Raw genomic sequence first — 17,508 nt, forward strand, 5'->3', positions numbered from 1 at the left:
AGATGGTGGGTTACGCTTCGCTAACCCACCCTACGAAGCTTACAACGGCAAATTGTCGTGCTTCTTCGCCGGCATCTCGACCTTCTTATCCCTGAGCATCGCCAGCGCCCGCGCGATCCGCTTTCTCGTCGAATGCGGCATGATCACATCGTCGATATAGCCGCGTTCGGCGGCGATGAAGGGGGACAGGAAGCGGTCTTCGTATTCCTTCGTTCGCGCGGCGATCGCATCGGAGTCACCGATGTCGCTGCGGAAGATGATTTCCACCGCGCCTTTGGCGCCCATCACGGCGATCTGGGCGGTCGGCCAGGCGTAGTTCATGTCGGCGCCGATTTCCTTGGACGCCATCACGTCGAACGCCCCGCCATAGGCCTTGCGGGTGATGATGGTCACCAGCGGCACCGTGCACTGCGAATAGGCGAACAGCAGTTTGGCGCCGTGCTTGATCAGGCCGCCATATTCTTGGCTCGTGCCCGGCAGGAAGCCCGGCACGTCGACAAACGTCACGATCGGGATGTTGAAGGCGTCGCAGAACCGAACGAAGCGCGCGGCCTTGCGTGAGGCGTCCGAGTCGAGCACGCCCGCCAGCACCATCGGCTGGTTGGCGACAAAGCCGACGGTGCGGCCGGCGATGCGGCCAAAACCGGTGACGATGTTTTTTGCAAATGTCTCCGAGATCTCGAAGAAGTCGCCCTCGTCCGCGACTTTGAGGATCAGTTCCTTCATGTCGTAGGGCTTGTTCGGATTGTCGGGGATCAGCGTATCCAGCGACATATCGAGGCGTTCGATATTGTCGAAGCTCGGCCATTCCGGCACGCCGTCGGTGTTGTTAGAGGGCAGGAAGTCGATCAGCCGGCGCATCTGCAGCAGCGTCTCGACATCATTTTCGAACGCGCCGTCGGCGATCGAGGAGCGCGTGGCGTGCACGGAGGCGCCGCCGAGTTCTTCGGCCGTGACCACTTCGTTGGTGACGGTTTTCACCACATCGGGCCCGGTGACGAACATGTAGCTCGTGTTCTTCACCATGAAGATGAAGTCGGTCATTGCGGGCGAATAGACGTCGCCGCCGGCGCAGGGGCCCATGATGACCGAGATCTGCGGGATCACGCCTGACGCAATGACGTTGCGGCGGAACACGTAGGAATAGCCCGCGAGGGCAGCTACGCCTTCCTGGATGCGCGCGCCGCCGGCATCATAGAGCCCGATGATCGGCGCCCGCGCCTTCATCGCCATGTCCTGCAGTTTTGTAATTTTCAGCGCGTGGGTCTCCGACAGCGAGCCGCCGAACACGGTAAAGTCTTTCGCGAATACAAAAGTCTTGCGGCCGTTGACGGTGCCCCAGCCGGTGACGACGCCGTCGCCGGGGATCTTGTTCTTTTCCATGCCGAATTCGACCGAGCGGTGCTCGACGAACATGTCGAATTCCTCGAACGAGCCCTTGTCGAGCAGGAGTTCGATGCGTTCCCGCGCCGTCAGCTTGCCGCGGGCGTGCTGCGCCTCGATGCGCTTCTCGCCGCCACCGAGCTTGGCGCCGGCGCGCCGTTCTTCGAGGGTGTCCAGGATGTCTTTCATGTGCTGCCGCCCGTCTCAGGTCCGAATTGGCCGGGGTTCTAACACGGCCTTTTGCGAACCGGAAACACCCCTTCATGCCCTCTGGTACCGGTGCGGAAGTGCACCTATATCCGCACCTCTGCACAGGGGATGCAATTGACGGATACTGCGACCGCCGAGCCTGCCGGGGCCGTTACCGGGGGCCTGCGAACCATGCTCCGGCTGGAAGGCCTGGCGCTGTTTTTGGGGATGACGCTGCTCTACTGGGTCTGGGACGGATCGTGGTGGGTCTACGCCGTCCTGTTCCTGGCGCCCGACCTCAGCTTCGCCGCCTATTTTTTCGGGCCGCGCTTCGGGGCGATGCTCTACAACGCCGCCCACACCTACATGGTGCCGATGGCGCTGATGACAGTGGGCTTTGTCACCGCCGAGCCCTTGGTGCTGTCGATCGCAATGATCTGGCTCGCCCATATCGGCTTCGACCGCGCGCTGGGGTTTGGGCTGAAATATTCCACCGGGTTCGGCTTCACCCATCTCGGGCGGATCGGGAAGAGATCGACCTAGGGCTGACCGGTTTGACAGGCATTCCTCTGCTTGGTCTAGTTGCTCCCACGACGAAAAATACTGGGGGGCATACCGATGCTGAGAGACTGGCGCTTTGCCGTCACGGCCGCGATCTTTTGCGGCGGGATTCTCCTGAGCGACCCTGAGGCCAACGCGCAGTCGATCCCCAGGGACGTCGCCGCGCGCACCGAAATCTACGCGATCCCGTCGCTGACGATTTCGGACCAGCAATTTTTGAATGGCGACAGCAACGGCAAGCAGGTCACCGTCGCCGGTCAATTCCGCATCGCGCAAGGCACTGGAAAGCTGCCGGTCGTGGTGCTGATGCACGGCTCGAGCGGCGTCGGCGCCGGCATGGATCCGTGGGTGCGTCAGCTCAACAGCCTGGGGATTTCGACCTTCGTGATCGACGGCTTCTCGGGCCGCGGCCTCACCGCTGTTGGCCCGAACCAGGGCCTGCTCGGCCGGCTCAATTTCATCGTCGACATCTATCGCTCGCTGGAGATCCTGGCCAAACATCCGCGCGTCGACCCTGAGCGGATCGTGCTGATGGGATTTTCGCGCGGCGGACAGGCCACGCTCTACGCCAGCCTCGATCGATTCAACAAGCTCTGGAACAAATCCGGCGCGCAGTTCGCCGCCTACATCCCGTTCTATCCGGATTGCTCGACGAGCTATGCCACCGACACCGAAGTCGCGGCGCGTCCGATCCGGATCCATCACGGCACGCCCGACGATTATAATCCGGTGTCGAGCTGCAAGGCCTATCTGGCCCGGTTGCAGGAAGCCAAGCGCGACGTGGTGCTGACCGAATATCCGGACTCCCCGCACGGCTTCGATTCCGGCCTGCTCGGCCTCAGCACGACGACGGTGTCCACCAATGCGCAGACCGCCCGCAATTGCAAGCTCAGCGAGGGCGAAGGCGGCGTGTTGATGAATGGCGATACCAAGGCGCCGTTCAGTTACAAGGATGCCTGCATCGAGCTCAACCCGCATGTCGGCGGCAACCCGACGACCGCCGCGGAAGCGCGCAAGGCCGTGAGCGACTTTTTGCTGGCGCTGTTCAAGCTGGGGTGAATTGGAAGTAGGTCAGGTGTCTCATCGACAGCGGTGAGCCCCTCTCCCCTTGTGGGTCGAGACGAGCGAAGCTCGCTCTTAGAGGGTTGGGGTGAGGGGTTCTCTCCTCACGATCAATCTCACGGCGGATAGAGACCCCTCATCCGGCGCCATAGCCGATGCAAAGCATCGGCGTTCTAAGAACGGCGGCCGGAGGCCGCCTATGCCACCTTCTCCCACAAGGGAGAAGGGAAGAAGAATTCAAATCGCGACAATGTCCGACAGGCATTGCTGCGTCACCGTCATGCGCGCGGCGATGTGGGCGGGCTCCTTGCAGTCCATGTTCATCGCGAACACGGTCTGCATGTTGCCCTTCTCGGCCCACCCGACCATCCAGCCCAGTGACGGCCTGCCCTGCTCGGCGCCCAGCAAACCACTCTTGGCGCGGATCGTGGCGTCGCCGACTTTCGTTACGGGGAGGATATCGCGCACCAGCTCCTGGCTGCGCTTGCCGACCGGCAGCACGCCGCGCCGCAGCCGGTCGATGAAATCGATCTGCTGGACGGGGTCGATGCGCAGCTTGCCGGTCAGCCAGAACTGATCGATGCCGCCGCCGATGTCGCGGTTGCCGTACTCGAACAGGTCGAGATATTTCTGCATCCGCTCCGAGCCGATGCGCCGGGCGATCTCCTGATAGACGGGCACCGCGGAGACCGCGATCGCCGAGCGCAGGGTGTGGTCGGTGTTCCAGGCCGCGATGCTGCGGGTCACCCCGTCCCACTTGAAGATATCCTTGTCCGGGTCCTCGACCACGCCGGTCTCCAGCGCAATCAGCGAATTCGGAATCTTGAAGGTGGAAGCCGGCAGCTTGTCCTCTCCGGAGCGGACCTTGTCGCTGGCGATCATCAGATAATCGTCGACCTTGTAGCCGACGAAGGTGCCGACCGTTCCCAGGCTGAAGAACCGTTTTGCCAGATCGTCGCGAAATTCGCTGCGCTGATAAGAGACATTGGCGAAACCGCGCGAAGGCAAAAGGCTGGCGGCGGCAACAAGTCCGAGCGCATGGCGGCGATTGATCACGAGATATCCGAAACGATTGAGGAACGCAGGAACGATGCAGGTGGCATCGTGGTAAAACAATGACAACGGAAATGCCAGATTTGTCAGGGGATTCCCGAGTAGAATCGTCAAGATTGCGGCGCAAATTGAATGCTATCTGTGCGAATGGCATTATGGAGCCCGCCTTGAGGACGTTGTTTCTCCTGCCCGTCATCGCCTGCTTCGCCAGTGGCCCCGCAGCCCCTCAAGCGCCCTTCGCGCGTCACGCCGGCCAACCCGATTACGTGGTCACCATGGCCTGGAACTCCTGGGGCAAGTCCGGGCAGCGGACCGTGACCTATCACGGCAAGTGGAAGCGCATCGATCAAGGCGGCACGTCCGCCTATATCTCCGCGAGCGACGCCGTGCGTGTAGGCATTGACGATAACGCCCGATCCATCTCATTCGCGCACGGTCGCAAACCGAGTCGTCGCCGCAACGATGAACCTCGCAATACTGGCGAGCGGCAGACATATCTGGATGAAAGCTGCACCGTGTGGAACGTCTCGCGCCCCATTGACGAGCGTTCCAGGCACGGAGTCACCCATCTGAGTTGCATCACCGACCACGGCATCGAACTATGGTCGAAGAGCGTCGATGGGAAAGGCGAAGTGGCGGGTTCGGCTGAAGCCACCAGTATTGTACGCCGACCTGTCAGCCCGGAAGAAGTGCAGCCGCCACGCACACTTCTGGCATTGGATTGGTGGGATCAGAATCCACCGACGTCAGGCGCGAAATCGATCCCCGATCACGAGGTGGTCATGGAATTCTCCGACGGCACCGCCGGGGCGGAAAAAGCGATCCGCACCACGCGTCGTCATGGTGCCTGGGAATATCTGGACGAAAAAGTCAACCACTTCCGACGCAGCGTCAGGATCACGCACGATTCTCGCAGCTTCCGTCTGCAATATACTCATGCTGATGGTCACCCACATGAGGAGCTCCGCTTGGCAAGACACGAGCACGCACAATCAGAAGCCTCTACACTTACTCCCGAGCAAGCGAAAGCGATCGAGCCAAAGGATCTGGAGCGTTCCGAAACGGTCCTTGGTGAAACATGCCGATGGTTCGGCATACACATGCATGACGCGAGCCACCTTATTTGTCTGACAAGCGATGGCATTTTGCTGAAGGAAAGTCTCTCCGGCAGAAGTAGAACCGACGAACGAAGCTGGACCGCGATCCGCCTGTCTCGGCGCCCGATCAGTCTCGACGAGATAAAGCCGCCGGCTGAACTGCTCGATCCGCAGCGCTGGGGCATCGAATAGCGGCGAACGGTCGTTTCGTAGCAGCTACCGAATTCGCCCCGTCAGACGCAGCACGAAAATCAGCACTTCGGCGACCGCCTTGTAGAGCTCTTCCGGGATTTCGTCGCCGATCTCGACATGCGACAGCGCGCCCGCCAGCACCTCGTTCTCCTCGATCGGGATGTCGTGGGCCTTGGCGAGCTCGATGATTTTGGCGCCGATGGTGCCCTTGCCCTTGGCGACGACGCGCGGCGCGCCCTTTTTGTCGTAGTGCAGCGCGACCGCGAGCTGGTTGCGGACCTCGACGCTCATAGCGCGCGGTCCAGGAAATGCCCGGCCTTGGCAGGGGCGGCCTGCGGCGGCGCGCCGTCGCGGATCACGATCTCGCCGGGCTGCAGTTCGGCCCTGGTGAGCGCCTGGCTCAATTCTGATGCACCGGCGCGCAGCTGCGCGGCGGTGGCGGGACGTTCCGCCCACATCCGCACGGAGGTCTTTTCGCCAACCAGTGACACCAGCGCATGGATCGGACCGGTCGGCTCGACATCGAGCGAAAACCGCGCCCGCCACACCTGCTTGGCGGCCTCGACCTCGGCGGCAGCACCGTCGCGGGCAATCTCGAACTGCGCCATCGCCGTGCCCTGCGGCGTCACGAACGGGATTTCGAAATTCCAGCGCGGCGTCGTTGCGTCGACCTTCGGGCCTGTAACATCGATGCGGTCCGGCAGCGAGGCGACCTGCAGCAGGGTCTGCCGCGCAATCGCCGCATCGGTGTCGTCGAGCAGATGATGCGCGGTGGTGGCAAGCGGCGCGTCCGGCGCGAGCGAGGGTAACGCGACCGGCTGGGCCGTCGGCGAGGCGCCGCGAAACGGCGGCGGCGGCGTATTGGTGTGAACGGTGACATCGTCGCCGGGCGCCGCCTTCGATAGTGTTGCCGATCGCGCGGGCGTGCCGAATTGCTGCAGCGCTTCCTGCAGCAGGTTCATGGTCGCGCCCGCGCTCGGTCCGGAGTTAAGCGCCTGGGCGAGAGCGCCCTGCAGGCCACCGCGCGTTTGGGCAATCTCCTGAGCCACAGGCAGCCGCGCCTGCGGCAGCAGGATTTCGTGGACGTCGAGATCGGGAGCCACAGACGGTACGAGGCCGGGGGCGGCATTCGGCAAACCGGCCTGGGCCGGCGCCGCCTTCGTAGCCACCGCTGCATCCCCGCCGAGCGCCGATTGCAGCGTCTGGCGCAGCACGATCAGCGCGGCCTTGAGATCGGGCGCGCCTGATGACGGCACCGCGCCCGAGGCCAGCGACGCCTCGAGGAAAATCCCGGATTTCTGAAACGCGGTCTTGATGTCGGCGCCGTCGAGATTTTGGTCGAGGCTGGTCTGTTGCGCCAGCACCTGCGCAATCGCCGCTTGCAATTTCGGCGGCAGGTTGGCGGATGATACCGCGGCGCCGAGATTGGCGAATAATGGCGCGAGACTGTCCTGCTCGGTCGCCGCACTTTGCGCCGCGACCGACACCGCCGCGCGTTCCAGCGGCGTCAGGACGTTTTTGGAGGGGGCTACGATTGTCGGTCGGTTGGCCGCCGCGTCGACCATCGCCTGCGGCGACAGCGTGACGGCATCATTGGCGACGCCGCCCTGCCCGACCAGTGCAAGCCTTATCCCGTCCTTGGTCTGCGACACGGCGAGTTGCAGCGACTGCCCCGCCTGCAGCGGAATTTCGGTGGCGACATCGATGGAGAGCGCAGCGATCGCGATCCGCACCAGATTGGCGTCGAGAACCTTCAGGACCTGCGCGTTGACCACGCTGCCTTGCGCCAGCACGAGCTCGGGCGCCACGCCGCCGACCTCTTGGGCGGCCAGCACCGGAAGCACGGAATTGTTGATAGAGATCGCCATATCAGAGGTCTCGGCCAGGGCATCAGGCTACCCCGGCGTCGTAAACCTCTCGTTAACCGACCACCCGATTCAAGGCTTCAAGGCCTTCAGAATGGTGACCGCGGCGGTGAAATCAACCAGCCGGGCCGCCCTGCGGGCGGCGACCTCCTCGTCGAGGCCCCATTTTTCGATGTTCCAGTCCTCATCGACATGGGCGGCGGCCCAGACCTCTTCGGCGTTGCGCACGCCGTGGAAGAGCGCCAGCGCCAGCAGCGCCGAGCCGGTCAGTGTCGTCACCACATGCAGCGCCGCGACCGACCAGGGATCGGTTGGGAATACCGCGCGCGCCGCCTTGATCGCCGGCTCCGGCTGGGTGACGTGCACGATCCCCTCGGCCAGCATGAAATGGGCGCCGAGTTCGTTCGCCGCCCAGAACACCACGGGATCCCAATGCGCGGCTTCTTTTGCGACCAGCGCTTCGGGATGGCCAGCGCGATAGAACAGCAAATCGGTGCCGAGATATTTTTCGACGTCGTCGGCCACCGCATCGACGCGATCGATGACGCCTTCCCCGACGCTGTTGGCAAAGCGCGTCAGCGGCATGGTCAGGGGGTTGATGGTTTCGACCTGCGCATTCCATTCCGCCGCGATCGCCTCCGCAATAACAGCGTTGGGCGTGACGACATGGCGGCCGGAGGGCGTGCGGATCGGCTTGCCGTCGAGCGTGACCGTAAAGCCGCCATCCGCCTCGCCGACGCCGGCACTGGCGTAAAAGCGCTTGCGTTGTGGCACGCGGGTCGCGCGCCGCACCGCCTCCTCCGGGTCGAACGGAGACTGGCCGGCAACTTCATCGAATAATTCACGCATCCGCGCCTTATAGCGCTTTTGGGCGAAATGGACACCGCTTCACGCCAAAAAACGCTTCAATTCGAGCCGTGTGCAAGGCTTTCGCCTGATGTCATTTGCCGCCAAAATGGGCCCGGTGAAACCAAGAAAGGTCCGCGAGCCGTGAAACTCCTTGCTGCGATCCTGATTTCGATGGCTGTTCTCGCCGCCCTGCCCGCACAAGCCGGGTTCCGCACCCCGGAATCCCTGGTCCGCAACGTCTACGCCTATTACGGCAAGGGCTCGTCAGACCTGTCGAAGGGATTGCCGCGCAGCGCCGAGATCGCGGAACAGTTTTTCGATCGCAGTCTGCGAAGCGCGTGGATCGCCCCGCGCGAGGCGCCGTACGATTTCATGGTACAAAGCCCGACCTGGAAAATCGGCCCGGTCTCGACCAAAATCCTGCGCACGGAATCGGGCAAGACCTATGTCACCGCCAGCTTCAACAATAACGGCCGCGCGATCACGCTGAACTTCATCGCCGTCAAGGGGCCTGACGGCTGGGTGATTTCGGACATCGAAAGCCCGCAAGATTCCTTGCGGGCTGTTTCTCGCGCAGTTCAAGCGCTGACGGAGACGCTACTCCTCCGGCGCGTTCTCGATCGGATCGAAGCGGTCGGCCTCGAGGCCGAGCAGATTCCAGGACTGCAGCATGTGCGGCGGCAGCGGCGCGGTCGCGTCGATCACGCCACCGCGCGGATGCGGGATCACGATCCGGCGCGCCAAAAGATGCAGGCGGTTCTGGATGCCGCCCGGCAGGTCCCAGTTTTCCTTGTTGAAGTATTTGGGATCGCCGACGATGGCATGGTCGATATGCGCCATATGCGCGCGCAATTGATGGGTGCGCCCCGTCACCGGCTTCAGTGACACCCAGGCGAGTTTCTGCGCCGAGGTCTCGACCACGGCGTAATAGGTCACCGCGTGGCTGGCGCCTTCATCGCCATGCTTGGCGATCCGCATGATGGTGTCGTCCTCGCTCTCTTCCTTGGCGAGATAGGTCGAGATGCGGCCCTGCTTCGGCTTCGGGACGCCCGCCACCATCGCCCAGTAGATTTTTCGCGCCGAGCGATGGCGGAACGATCCGGTCAGCGCGGTGGCGGCAAAGCGCGTTTTCGCAATCAGGAGACAGCCCGACGTTTCGCGGTCCAGCCGGTGCACCAGCCTTGGTTTTTGCCCCTTGGCGTCGCGCATCACTTCGAGCATGTCGTCGACATTGCGCGTGATGCCGGAGCCGCCCTGCACCGCAAGCCCTGCTGGCTTGTTCAGCACCATGACGTCGGCGTCCTCGAACAGGATCATGTCCTTGAGCGCCTGCAGCGTCTTGGTCGCGGCTTCCGAGAGCGTGCCGCCGACCTTCGGCGTATCGAGCTTGAGCGGCGGAATCCGGATGCTCTGCCCCTCCTCGATCCGGTCCTTGCTGTCGGCGCGCTTGCCGTTGACGCGCAGCTCGCCTTTGCGGACGATGCGCTGGATGTGGGAGAACGACAGGCCGGGAAAGCGCGCCTCGAGGAAGCGGTCGACGCGCATGTTGTTCTCGTCCGCGGTCACGACCACGGTCTGGACCTTGGTCGGCAACGGCGGCGGCTCGGCGACGATCTTCTCAGGCTCGGGAACGTAAGGCGCCGGTTTCGGCGCGCGGGGCGCCGACGCGGAAAAACGCGCCGGCGGCTTGCCGCCCGGACGATGGGCCGGCCGCTCGGCTTTCGAGCCCCGATAGGGACGCGCGCCCTTGGGACGGTCGCCCGCCGGACGGAGAGGTTTTTTGACGCGACGGCTCATGATTGGCTTGGCTCCGGATAAGGCCGTTGCCTAGCGCAAAAGCAGCGAATCGTCACGGTGAATCGGCCGTTTCGGGGAAAGTTGGCGCAAAACCCGGCCGATCCGGCTTCAATTTCCGCTGCATTTGCCTCGCGCCAAATCCACCTGATAGTGGGTGTGGTGGGTCGCGTGCGGAAGCTTGTCCGACTGGCCGGCGGCCAGGCAGGCAGCGGCCGGATGATGGTTTGGAAGCAAACGGGAGTTGGGGAATGAAATCGACGACATGGGCCGTGAAGCTGTTTCTGGCCGTGATCGCAGCCATCTGGGCGGGTTCGGCTCTCGCGCAGCAGCCGGCGATGTCGGAGGATCTGGCGTGGAAGCTGCTGGAACTCGGGCGCACCATTGACCCGCCCAAAACCGCCGCGCTCTACGCGCCGATGCAGCAAAAGGAGCCCTACGAGGGCATCAAGACCGAGCGCGACGTCAAATACGGCGCGGCGGAGCGGCATCTGCTCGACGTGTTTACGCCGGACACCAATTCATCGGCGCGGCCGGTGCTGATCTTCATCCACGGCGGCGGCTTTGTTGCCGGCAACAAGCGCAACCCCGGCAGTCCTTTTTACGACAACATCATGCTGTGGGCGGTGAAGAACGGCTTCGTCGGCGTCAACGCCACCTACCGGCTGGCGCCGCAATTCGTGTATCCAGCCAGCGCCGAAGACCTTGCGTCCGTGGTGCTATGGGTGAGCGAAAAAATCCGCGAGCGTGGCGGCGATCCGGCGCGCGTCTTCCTGATGGGGCAATCCGCCGGCGCGGTGCATGTCGCCAACTACGTATCGCATCCCGAGCTTCACAAAGTGAAGGGCGGCGGCATCGCCGGCGCGATCATGGTCTCCGGCATCTACGACCTGACGGCATCGCCGGTCGGCGACGCCGAGATCACCTATTTCGGCTCCGATCCCTCGCGCTATGCCGAACGATCTTCACTGCGAGGCTTGCTGGAGACAAAGATTCCATTGATGGCCACTGCCGCCGAACTCGATCCACCGCGCTTCATCGAGCAATACGAATTGCTGAAACAGGCCACCTGCAAAAGCGCCGAGGGGTGCGCGCGCGCCTTCATGCTGCCGCAGCACAGCCACATGTCGGAGGTCTACGCGATCAACACCGCGGATACGCGGTTGACTGATGAGATTATGGAGTTTGTGAAGACGGGGAAGTAGCGACGCAACGGTCCGTTCATTACGTCAGCTCAACACGCAAGGTGCGCCCAACGGCGTTCGCAGCGCGGCGCAACGTCTCGAGCGTCACGGACGGTGTGCCGGGATCCAACAGCCGGTCAAGCTGACGCCGGCTGGTTTTCATCCGCTCTGCCATCGCACTCTTGGTAATGCCCTGCGCTTTCATCGCCTCCGCCAATTGCTCGGCGATGATCTCCTTGATTGCGCGTTCTTCGCACGCTCCAAGTACGCCCTGTTCGGCAAGGAATTCGTCGAACGTTTCTTCGCTCACGCGCGCTTTCTTCTTCACCATCACGTCACCTCTCGTTTGCGCTTCAGCGCGAGCTCAATGTCTTGCTGCGGCGTCTTCTGCGTCTTCTTGATGAAGCCGTGCAAGAGGATCATGTGCCCGTCACCCATGCAGAAAATCACTCGCCCAATTCGGTTGCTGTCAAAATCGCTTCACACCTCCCACAAGCCGTGCCCAAGCGGAGCACAATGCCCGATGGGCCAGCCAAACTCCACTTTCTGAATGTCCTTGCCTACCGTTTGACGGTCCCCGGAAGACAATTCCAAAATCCATTCCCGAACAGGATTGCGGCCCTGCTGGCTGATATAGAACCGAGCAGGCAGCTTTTTTTGTTCGGTCAATCATGTGGATTGCTCAATGTGCCATTTTTGGCACATTTTTGCAAGACCCCTTTTTCCGGCAGCGGCGTAGAATTCGTAGCCGGAGCCATCGACTTCCGACTTCGTCAGCTTGGTCGGCGAAGCGACATCAGCGAACGACACTCACTTGCACTGCGCGTCATTTCTCAACTTGGCGAGATCGACCTTCGCATTGGACGACGGACGCTGCTTCATCGCGACATCAGCCGCCGCGCAGGCGGCGTCGCGGTCGCCGTTCTGCAGGCGGGCGTGGGCGAGATTGATCCAGGCGTCGCCGAAGTCCGGCGTGTCCTTGACCGCCTGCTCCAGCACTGGCTGCGCCTCCTTCGGACGCTTGGCGACCAGCAGCACGCGGCCGTAGTCCGCATTCAGCATCTTCAGCGGATTGGGCTGCTTCTGCGCAATCCGGAACAGCTCTTCGGCGTAGTCGAGGTCCTTGAAACGAATTTGCGCGATCGCCGCCAGGCCGTGATAGACGACGCTCTGTTCGGGAGCGACGAGGTAGGCCTGGTTGAATCGCAGTGCGGCTTCGGGGTACTTGCCCGATCCAAGCGCCCGCCAACCACGCTTGACCACTTCGTCCAGCGCCTTCTCCTTGGTCCCGGCCGCCTGCACCAGGGCCTTGACGAACTTGTCGTCCTCCTCCCGCTGCGCGTCGGTCTTGGCTTCGAAGCCAAAGAACGGCTGTTCCTTGGCGGGCGCAGCATAGGTCCGCTTCGTCACCTGTATTCCCGGCGCAACCTGCACGGTGTCAGCCGACGCGGATTGCGCGAACCCCGCGACAAACAGCGCGCACGCAAGAGCGAACACGCCACGGCACTTCAGACCAGTCATTCAGCACTTCCTCCGCCGCGTTCGCGCCGCAGCTTCGCCCAATAGTCCAGCCGCTTGCGGATCTCGCGCTCGAAGCCGCGGTCGGGCGGATCATAAAATGTCTGGCGTCCCAGCGCTTCCGGGAAATAGTCCTGGCCGGAAAACGCATCAGGCGCATCGTGGTCGTATTCGTAGCCGGAACCGTAGCCTTCCGACTTCATCAGCTTGGTCGGCGAGTTGAGGATGTGTTTTGGCGGCAGCAGCGAACCGCCCTCCTTCGCCGTGCGCATCGCCGCGCCAAAGGCCTTGTAGGCGGCGTTGGATTTCGGCGCGGTGGCGAGATAGATCACGGCCTGCGCGATCGCCAGTTCGCCCTCGGGATGGCCGAGGAAATCATAGGCATCCTTGGCGGCGTTGCAGATCACCAGCGCCTGCGGATCGGCCAGGCCAATGTCCTCCACCGCCATGCGCACCACCCGCCGCGCCAAAAACAGCGGGTCCTCGCCGGCGTCCATCATGCGCGCGAGATAATACAGCGCCGCATCCGGATCGGAGCCGCGCACCGCCTTATGCAGCGCCGAGATCAGGTTGTAGTGGCCGTCGGCGGATTTGTCGTAGATCGGCGCGCGGCGCTGCAGGATGTCCTGCAATTGCGTGGCGTTGAAGACTTCGCCCTTGCGCGCGGCGCGCCAGACTTCTTCGGCGAGCGTCAGCGCGGCGCGGCCGTCGCCATCGGCCATCCGCACCAGCACGGCGCGGGCCTCGACGTCGAGCGGCAGCTTCTTGCCCTCGATCTTTTCCGCATGGGCGTACAGCTGCTCCACCGCCACCGCATCGAGCGAATGAAACACCAGCACGCGGGCTCGCGACAGCAGCGCCGCGTTGAGCTCGAACGAGGGATTTTCGGTGGTGGCGCCGACCAGCACCACGGTGCCGTCTTCCATCACGGGCAGAAACGAATCCTGCTGCGCGCGGTTGAAGCGATGCACCTCGTCGACGAACAGCAACGTGCCCTTGCCGGTCTCGCGGCGGGCGCGCGCGGCGTCGAACACTTTCTTCAGGTCGGCGACGCCGGAAAACACCGCGGAGATTTGCTCGAAATGCAGTTCGGTGGCATCGGCCAGCAGCCGCGCCACCGTGGTCTTGCCGGTGCCGGGCGGTCCCCAGAACACCAGCGAACCGAGCGTGCGCGTTTCCAGCATCCGCGTCAGCGCACCGTCGGGGCCGAGGATGTGATCCTGGCCGACGACATCTGACAACGACTGCGGGCGCAGCCGATCCGGCAGCGGACGCGGCGCGTCCTGCTCCATCCCTGCCGCGGCAAAGAGGTTGGCAGCTTCGCGTGGCTGCTTCGGGCTCATCCGCCGAGCGTCACGTTGATCTGCTGGCCGCCGCGTACCACGGTGATGCGCCAGATCCGCGACTGACTTTTCGAGGCCTTGTCGAGATCGCTGGTCTTGGCGATCTTCTGGCTATTGACCGCGAGGATGATGTCGCCCTTCTGGAAGCCGACGCTGGCGGCCGTTCCGCCATCGGCAAGATCGATCACGACGACGCCTTCGGTCGAGGCGTCCAGCCGCAGCTCATCGGCCACCGCCGGCGAGATGTTGGCGACCTTGGCGCCCTGGAACGGCGAGCGCGCGGTCAACACGATCTCGTCGCGGTTGGTATCGGGCGCGGTTTCCAATGGCATCGTCAGCTTCACGGTCTTGCCGGCGCGCTGCACGTCGATCTGCGCCGAACCACCCAATGGACGGGTGGCGAAGCGATAGTCGAACGCGTTGGGATCGTCGATCACCTGGCCATCGATCGAGGTAATCAGGTCGGACAGTTTCAATCCGGCGCGCGCCGCCGGGCTGTTCACCGCGACGTTGGCGACCAGCGCACCGGTCGGCGACTTCAGCCCCAGCGTCTCCGCAATCTCGGGCGTCACCGCCTGCAACTTCGCGCCGAGATACGGGCGCTTCACCGCCTTGCCGCCGCTCTTGGCGGAGGCCACGACCACGCGCACCATGTTGGCCGGAATCGCAAAGCCGATGCCCTGCGAACCGCCGGAGCGCGAGAAGATCGCGGTGTTGATGCCCGCAAGCTTGCCCGTCATGTCGACCAGCGCGCCGCCGGAATTGCCGGGGTTGATCGCGGCATCGGTCTGGATGAAGAACTGGTAGTCGGTGATGCCAACTTGCGTGCGCGCCAGCGCCGAGATGATGCCTTGCGTCACGGTCTGGCCGACGCCGAAGGGATTACCGATCGCGAGCACGACGTCGCCGACCAGCAGTTCATCGGAATTGGCGAAGTCGATCGTCGTGAACTTCTCCTTGTTGTCCTTGATGCGCAACACCGCCAGATCGGTGCGGCTGTCCTTCAGCACGATCTCGGCCTCGAATTCGCGCTTGTCGGCCAGCGATATCTTGACCTGATCGGCGCCTTCGATGACGTGGTTGTTGGTGACGACGAGGCCGGAGGCATCGACCATCACGCCCGAACCCAGCGAACGCTGCATCTGCTCGGGCTGCTGGCCGGGCACGCCGAAAAAGCGGCGGAAGATCGGATCGTCCAGCAAGGGATTGCGGTTCTGCACGGTCTTGGCGGCATAGACGTTGACCACCGCCGGCTGCACCCGTTGCACGATCGGCGCGAAGGAAAGCCGCAGCTCGGCTCCCGACGACGGCACGCGGCGGTCCTGCGCCAGCGCCGGCGTGGCAACGATCGCGGAAACCAGTAGCAGGGCAAGAGAGCGAATCAACATGCAAGAAATCCCGTAATTTGGTGCGTCAGATATAGATGCGAGGCGGCAACGAGAGAAGACAAGGCGGTACACGACTACGCTGCGCGATCGGGCGCTTTGATGGTTTCCGGCGCAGGTCCACAGGACAGCCGGTCCCGATGGCTCTCCCCCCACGCCTTCAGCGTATCGATCACGGGGCGCAGGCTCTCGCCGAGCTCCGAGAGGGTATACTCGACCCGCGGCGGCACCTCGGCATAGACCTTGCGGACCACCAGTTTGTCATCCTCCAGCGCGCGCAGCTGCTTGGTCAGCATGCGCTGGGTAATGCCGGGCATCCGCCGCCGCAACTCCCCAAATCGCTGGGTACCGGCCTGCAGATGGAACAGGATCACGCCCTTCCACTTGCCGTCGATCAGGTCGAGGGTGGCTTCCACCGAGCAGCCGGGCCGATGAGCAAAATTCCGCCTTTTCATGCGTTATTTTCCAATAGTATCCAAACAGGGACTAGTTCCCCGATTTTACAGTACTTGCCAAATTGATGCCAGCGCGACAGGTAGGCTCAATCAACAGAACTGGCAGGAGACAGCAGCCATGAAGGCCGTCGGATACCAAAAATCGCTCCCGATCGAGGACGCGAATTCGCTGATCGATTTCGAGACCGCCAAGGGCGAGCCGAAAGGCCGCGACGTCAGAGTCGCCGTAAAAGCGATCTCGGCCAACCCGGTCGACTACAAGGTCCGCAAGCGCGCCGCGCCGCCCGAGGGCGAGACCAAGATTTTGGGTTATGACGCGGCCGGTGTCGTTGATGCGGTCGGGCCTGACGTGACGCTGTTCAAGCCGGGCGATGAAGTGTCCTACGCCGGCTCGATCCTGCGCCAGGGCACCAATTCGGAATTTCATCTGGTCGATGAACGCATCGTCGGCCGCAAGCCGAAATCGCTTTCCTTTGCGCAGGCCGCCGCGCTGCCGCTGACCTCGATCACCGCCTGGGAATTGCTGTTCGATCGGCTCGGCGCGGTGCCGGGCAAGAGCGTCGATCCGCGCACGCTGCTGATTACCGGCGGCGCCGGTGGCGTCGGCTCGATCCTGATCCAGCTCGCGCGCCGCCTCACCGGCCTCACCGTGGTTGCCACCGCGACCCGGCCGGAATCGAAAAAGTGGTGCCTCGATCTCGGCGCGCATGCCGTGATCGATCACGGCAAGCCGATGAAGGAGCAGATCGAGCAGCTGAAAGTGCCGCCGGTCGGCCTGGTCGCCAGCCTCACCTACACCGATCAGCACTACAAGGGGATCGCCGACCTGATGGCACCGCAGGGCAAATTCGGCCTGATCGACGATCCCCCGGAATTCACGATGAGTGCGTTCAAGGGCAAGGCGATCTCGGTGCACTGGGAATCGATGTTCACCCGCTCGTCGTTCCAGACGCCGGACATGATCGCGCAGCACATGCTGCTGAACGATGTTGCCGACCTCATCGACAAGGGCGTGCTGCGCACCACGCTCGACCAGACCTTTGGCACCATCAACGCCGCCAACCTCAAACGCGCGCATGCGCTTTTGGAGTCGGGAAAATCGCGCGGCAAGATCGTGCTGGAGGGATGGTAGTTCGAGATTGCGTAGGGTGGGTTAGCGCAGCGTAACCCACCAACTTGCCACGCGATTTACTAAAGTGGTGGGTTACGCCTTCGGCTAACCCACCCTACGATCTACTACGATTACGATCTCAAACTGCTGGCACCCCCTCGACAAACAACAGCCGGCGCTCCAGCGCGGTCGCGCGCACCTTCAATGCCTCGGCGTATTCCGGCGAGGCATACCATTCACGCAGGCGCGCCATCGACGGGAATTCCACGATGATCATCGTCTTCGGCGGCGGTTCACCTTCGATGAGTTCGACGCGCCCGCCACGAACGAGATATTGCCCGCCATACTGCGCGATCGTTTCGGCAGCGAGGCTGCGATAGGCACCGAAGTCTGCCGCATCACGCACCTCGACTTCGGAAATGACATAGGCCGGCATCGAAGCCTTCCTTGTTTGGCGCGTTTTCTTT

The 17,508-nt window shown here is 63.1% G+C and carries 19 protein-coding genes and 1 pseudogene; 6 read left to right on the forward strand and 14 right to left on the reverse strand.

Annotation, left to right across the window (positions count from 1 at the left end):
- Positions 1 to 39 precede the first annotated feature (39 nt).
- A complete protein-coding gene (locus JQ574_RS16765) occupies positions 40 to 1,572 on the reverse strand; it encodes an acyl-CoA carboxylase subunit beta (RefSeq protein ID WP_212211739.1) in 1,533 nt (510 codons plus the stop codon).
- Positions 1,573 to 1,701: 129 nt separating this feature from the next.
- Between JQ574_RS16765 and JQ574_RS16770 the strand changes: the two genes are divergently transcribed.
- Together JQ574_RS16770 and JQ574_RS16775 are read left to right on the forward strand one after the other, a co-directional pair.
- A complete protein-coding gene (locus JQ574_RS16770) occupies positions 1,702 to 2,115 on the forward strand; it encodes a DUF4260 domain-containing protein (protein WP_212211742.1) in 414 nt (137 codons plus the stop codon).
- Positions 2,116 to 2,190: 75 nt separating this feature from the next.
- Positions 2,191 to 3,192 (forward strand): dienelactone hydrolase family protein, encoded by a 1,002-nt coding sequence (locus tag JQ574_RS16775; protein WP_212211744.1) that lies wholly within the window; start codon positions 2,191 to 2,193, stop codon positions 3,190 to 3,192.
- 240 nt (positions 3,193 to 3,432) lie between these two features.
- Here JQ574_RS16775 and JQ574_RS16780 read toward each other — a convergent pair whose 3' ends face one another.
- Positions 3,433 to 4,251 carry a penicillin-binding transpeptidase domain-containing protein gene (locus tag JQ574_RS16780; RefSeq protein WP_212211814.1) on the reverse strand — a complete coding sequence of 273 codons (819 nt, stop codon included), beginning with the start codon at positions 4,249 to 4,251 and terminating at the stop codon, positions 3,433 to 3,435.
- Between the two features lie 164 nt (positions 4,252 to 4,415).
- Between JQ574_RS16780 and JQ574_RS16785 the strand changes: the two genes are divergently transcribed.
- The gene (locus JQ574_RS16785; protein ID WP_212211746.1) at positions 4,416 to 5,537 is read left to right on the forward strand and encodes a hypothetical protein; all 1,122 of its coding nucleotides are present in this window, start codon (positions 4,416 to 4,418) and stop codon (positions 5,535 to 5,537) included.
- Positions 5,538 to 5,561: 24 nt separating this feature from the next.
- Here the strand turns inward: JQ574_RS16785 and JQ574_RS16790 are convergent, their stop codons facing one another.
- The 3 genes from JQ574_RS16790 to JQ574_RS16800 all read right to left on the reverse strand — a co-directional run bounded on the left by JQ574_RS16790 (position 5,562) and on the right by JQ574_RS16800 (position 8,251).
- Positions 5,562 to 5,828, reverse strand: a complete 267-nt coding sequence (locus tag JQ574_RS16790; RefSeq protein ID WP_212211747.1) for an EscU/YscU/HrcU family type III secretion system export apparatus switch protein — start codon at positions 5,826 to 5,828, stop codon at positions 5,562 to 5,564.
- Positions 5,825 to 7,405, reverse strand: coding sequence for a flagellar hook-length control protein FliK (locus tag JQ574_RS16795; protein WP_212383690.1), 1,581 nt, complete (start codon positions 7,403 to 7,405; stop codon positions 5,825 to 5,827). The genes JQ574_RS16790 and JQ574_RS16795 overlap by 4 nt, the downstream gene beginning before the upstream one ends.
- Before the next feature lie 69 nt (positions 7,406 to 7,474).
- The gene (locus JQ574_RS16800; protein WP_212272189.1) at positions 7,475 to 8,251 is read right to left on the reverse strand and encodes an ATP12 family chaperone protein; all 777 of its coding nucleotides are present in this window, start codon (positions 8,249 to 8,251) and stop codon (positions 7,475 to 7,477) included.
- 171 nt (positions 8,252 to 8,422) lie between these two features.
- Between JQ574_RS16800 and JQ574_RS35145 the strand changes: the two are divergent.
- Positions 8,423 to 8,840, forward strand: a pseudogene (locus JQ574_RS35145) (hypothetical protein).
- 8 nt (positions 8,841 to 8,848) lie between these two features.
- Here JQ574_RS35145 and JQ574_RS16805 read toward each other — a convergent pair.
- Entirely contained in the window at positions 8,849 to 10,048 is a 1,200-nt protein-coding gene (locus tag JQ574_RS16805; protein ID WP_212211750.1) for an RluA family pseudouridine synthase, read from the reverse strand.
- A gap of 248 nt (positions 10,049 to 10,296) precedes the next feature.
- Between JQ574_RS16805 and JQ574_RS16810 the strand changes: the two genes are divergently transcribed.
- Positions 10,297 to 11,250, forward strand: a complete 954-nt coding sequence (locus JQ574_RS16810; RefSeq protein WP_212211751.1) for an alpha/beta hydrolase — start codon at positions 10,297 to 10,299, stop codon at positions 11,248 to 11,250.
- A gap of 19 nt (positions 11,251 to 11,269) precedes the next feature.
- Here the strand turns inward: JQ574_RS16810 and JQ574_RS16815 are convergent, their stop codons facing one another.
- From JQ574_RS16815 to JQ574_RS16840, 7 genes are all read right to left on the reverse strand, one after another.
- Positions 11,270 to 11,560 (reverse strand): helix-turn-helix domain-containing protein, encoded by a 291-nt coding sequence (locus tag JQ574_RS16815; RefSeq protein ID WP_212211752.1) that lies wholly within the window; start codon positions 11,558 to 11,560, stop codon positions 11,270 to 11,272.
- Positions 11,560 to 11,667, reverse strand: a complete 108-nt coding sequence (locus tag JQ574_RS35710) for a type II toxin-antitoxin system RelE/ParE family toxin (protein ID WP_409363430.1) — start codon at positions 11,665 to 11,667, stop codon at positions 11,560 to 11,562. The genes JQ574_RS16815 and JQ574_RS35710 overlap by 1 nt, the downstream gene beginning before the upstream one ends.
- A 42-nt stretch (positions 11,668 to 11,709) precedes the next feature.
- Positions 11,710 to 11,898, reverse strand: a complete 189-nt coding sequence (locus tag JQ574_RS35715) for a hypothetical protein (RefSeq protein WP_312014648.1) — start codon at positions 11,896 to 11,898, stop codon at positions 11,710 to 11,712.
- Positions 11,899 to 12,039: 141 nt separating this feature from the next.
- Positions 12,040 to 12,750 (reverse strand): tetratricopeptide repeat protein, encoded by a 711-nt coding sequence (locus JQ574_RS16825; protein ID WP_212211753.1) that lies wholly within the window; start codon positions 12,748 to 12,750, stop codon positions 12,040 to 12,042.
- Positions 12,747 to 14,090, reverse strand: a complete 1,344-nt coding sequence (locus JQ574_RS16830) for a replication-associated recombination protein A (RefSeq protein ID WP_212211755.1) — start codon at positions 14,088 to 14,090, stop codon at positions 12,747 to 12,749. Before JQ574_RS16830 ends, JQ574_RS16825 begins: the two co-directional genes overlap by 4 nt.
- Entirely contained in the window at positions 14,087 to 15,478 is a 1,392-nt protein-coding gene (locus JQ574_RS16835) for a DegQ family serine endoprotease (RefSeq protein ID WP_212211756.1), read from the reverse strand. Before JQ574_RS16835 ends, JQ574_RS16830 begins: the two co-directional genes overlap by 4 nt.
- Positions 15,479 to 15,552: 74 nt before the next feature.
- Positions 15,553 to 15,930 (reverse strand): helix-turn-helix domain-containing protein, encoded by a 378-nt coding sequence (locus JQ574_RS16840; protein WP_212211758.1) that lies wholly within the window; start codon positions 15,928 to 15,930, stop codon positions 15,553 to 15,555.
- 118 nt (positions 15,931 to 16,048) lie between these two features.
- On the opposite strand from JQ574_RS16840, the gene JQ574_RS16845 reads away from it, so the two are divergent.
- Complete coding sequence (locus JQ574_RS16845; protein ID WP_212211760.1) at positions 16,049 to 17,062, forward strand: zinc-binding alcohol dehydrogenase family protein; 1,014 nt, start codon at positions 16,049 to 16,051, stop codon at positions 17,060 to 17,062.
- Positions 17,063 to 17,180: 118 nt separating this feature from the next.
- Here JQ574_RS16845 and JQ574_RS16850 read toward each other — a convergent pair whose 3' ends face one another.
- A complete protein-coding gene (locus JQ574_RS16850; RefSeq protein WP_212211762.1) occupies positions 17,181 to 17,477 on the reverse strand; it encodes a DUF1330 domain-containing protein in 297 nt (98 codons plus the stop codon).
- Between the last annotated feature and the right edge of the window lie 31 nt (positions 17,478 to 17,508).

Source organism: Bradyrhizobium sp. AUGA SZCCT0158 (assembly GCF_018130065.1).
Taxonomy (GTDB): domain Bacteria; phylum Pseudomonadota; class Alphaproteobacteria; order Rhizobiales; family Xanthobacteraceae; genus Bradyrhizobium.

Excerpts from the sequence above, each read along its gene's own strand:
- JQ574_RS16765 (WP_212211739.1), bottom strand. The coding sequence starts at position 1,572 with ATGAAAGACATCCTGGACACCCTCGAAGAACGGCGCGCCGGCGCCAAG.
- JQ574_RS16770 (WP_212211742.1), top strand. The coding sequence starts at position 1,702 with ATGCAATTGACGGATACTGCGACCGCCGAGCCTGCCGGGGCCGTTACC.
- JQ574_RS16775 (WP_212211744.1), top strand. The coding sequence starts at position 2,191 with ATGCTGAGAGACTGGCGCTTTGCCGTCACGGCCGCGATCTTTTGCGGC.
- JQ574_RS16790 (WP_212211747.1), bottom strand. The coding sequence starts at position 5,828 with ATGAGCGTCGAGGTCCGCAACCAGCTCGCGGTCGCGCTGCACTACGAC.
- JQ574_RS16795 (WP_212383690.1), bottom strand. The coding sequence starts at position 7,405 with ATGGCGATCTCTATCAACAATTCCGTGCTTCCGGTGCTGGCCGCCCAA.
- JQ574_RS16800 (WP_212272189.1), bottom strand. The coding sequence starts at position 8,251 with ATGCGTGAATTATTCGATGAAGTTGCCGGCCAGTCTCCGTTCGACCCG.
- JQ574_RS16805 (WP_212211750.1), bottom strand. The coding sequence starts at position 10,048 with ATGAGCCGTCGCGTCAAAAAACCTCTCCGTCCGGCGGGCGACCGTCCC.
- JQ574_RS16810 (WP_212211751.1), top strand. The coding sequence starts at position 10,297 with ATGAAATCGACGACATGGGCCGTGAAGCTGTTTCTGGCCGTGATCGCA.
- JQ574_RS16815 (WP_212211752.1), bottom strand. The coding sequence starts at position 11,560 with ATGGTGAAGAAGAAAGCGCGCGTGAGCGAAGAAACGTTCGACGAATTC.
- JQ574_RS35710 (WP_409363430.1), bottom strand. The coding sequence starts at position 11,667 with ATGGGTGACGGGCACATGATCCTCTTGCACGGCTTCATCAAGAAGACG.
- JQ574_RS16825 (WP_212211753.1), bottom strand. The coding sequence starts at position 12,750 with ATGACTGGTCTGAAGTGCCGTGGCGTGTTCGCTCTTGCGTGCGCGCTG.
- JQ574_RS16830 (WP_212211755.1), bottom strand. The coding sequence starts at position 14,090 with ATGAGCCCGAAGCAGCCACGCGAAGCTGCCAACCTCTTTGCCGCGGCA.
- JQ574_RS16835 (WP_212211756.1), bottom strand. The coding sequence starts at position 15,478 with ATGTTGATTCGCTCTCTTGCCCTGCTACTGGTTTCCGCGATCGTTGCC.
- JQ574_RS16840 (WP_212211758.1), bottom strand. The coding sequence starts at position 15,930 with ATGAAAAGGCGGAATTTTGCTCATCGGCCCGGCTGCTCGGTGGAAGCC.
- JQ574_RS16845 (WP_212211760.1), top strand. The coding sequence starts at position 16,049 with ATGAAGGCCGTCGGATACCAAAAATCGCTCCCGATCGAGGACGCGAAT.
- JQ574_RS16850 (WP_212211762.1), bottom strand. The coding sequence starts at position 17,477 with ATGCCGGCCTATGTCATTTCCGAAGTCGAGGTGCGTGATGCGGCAGAC.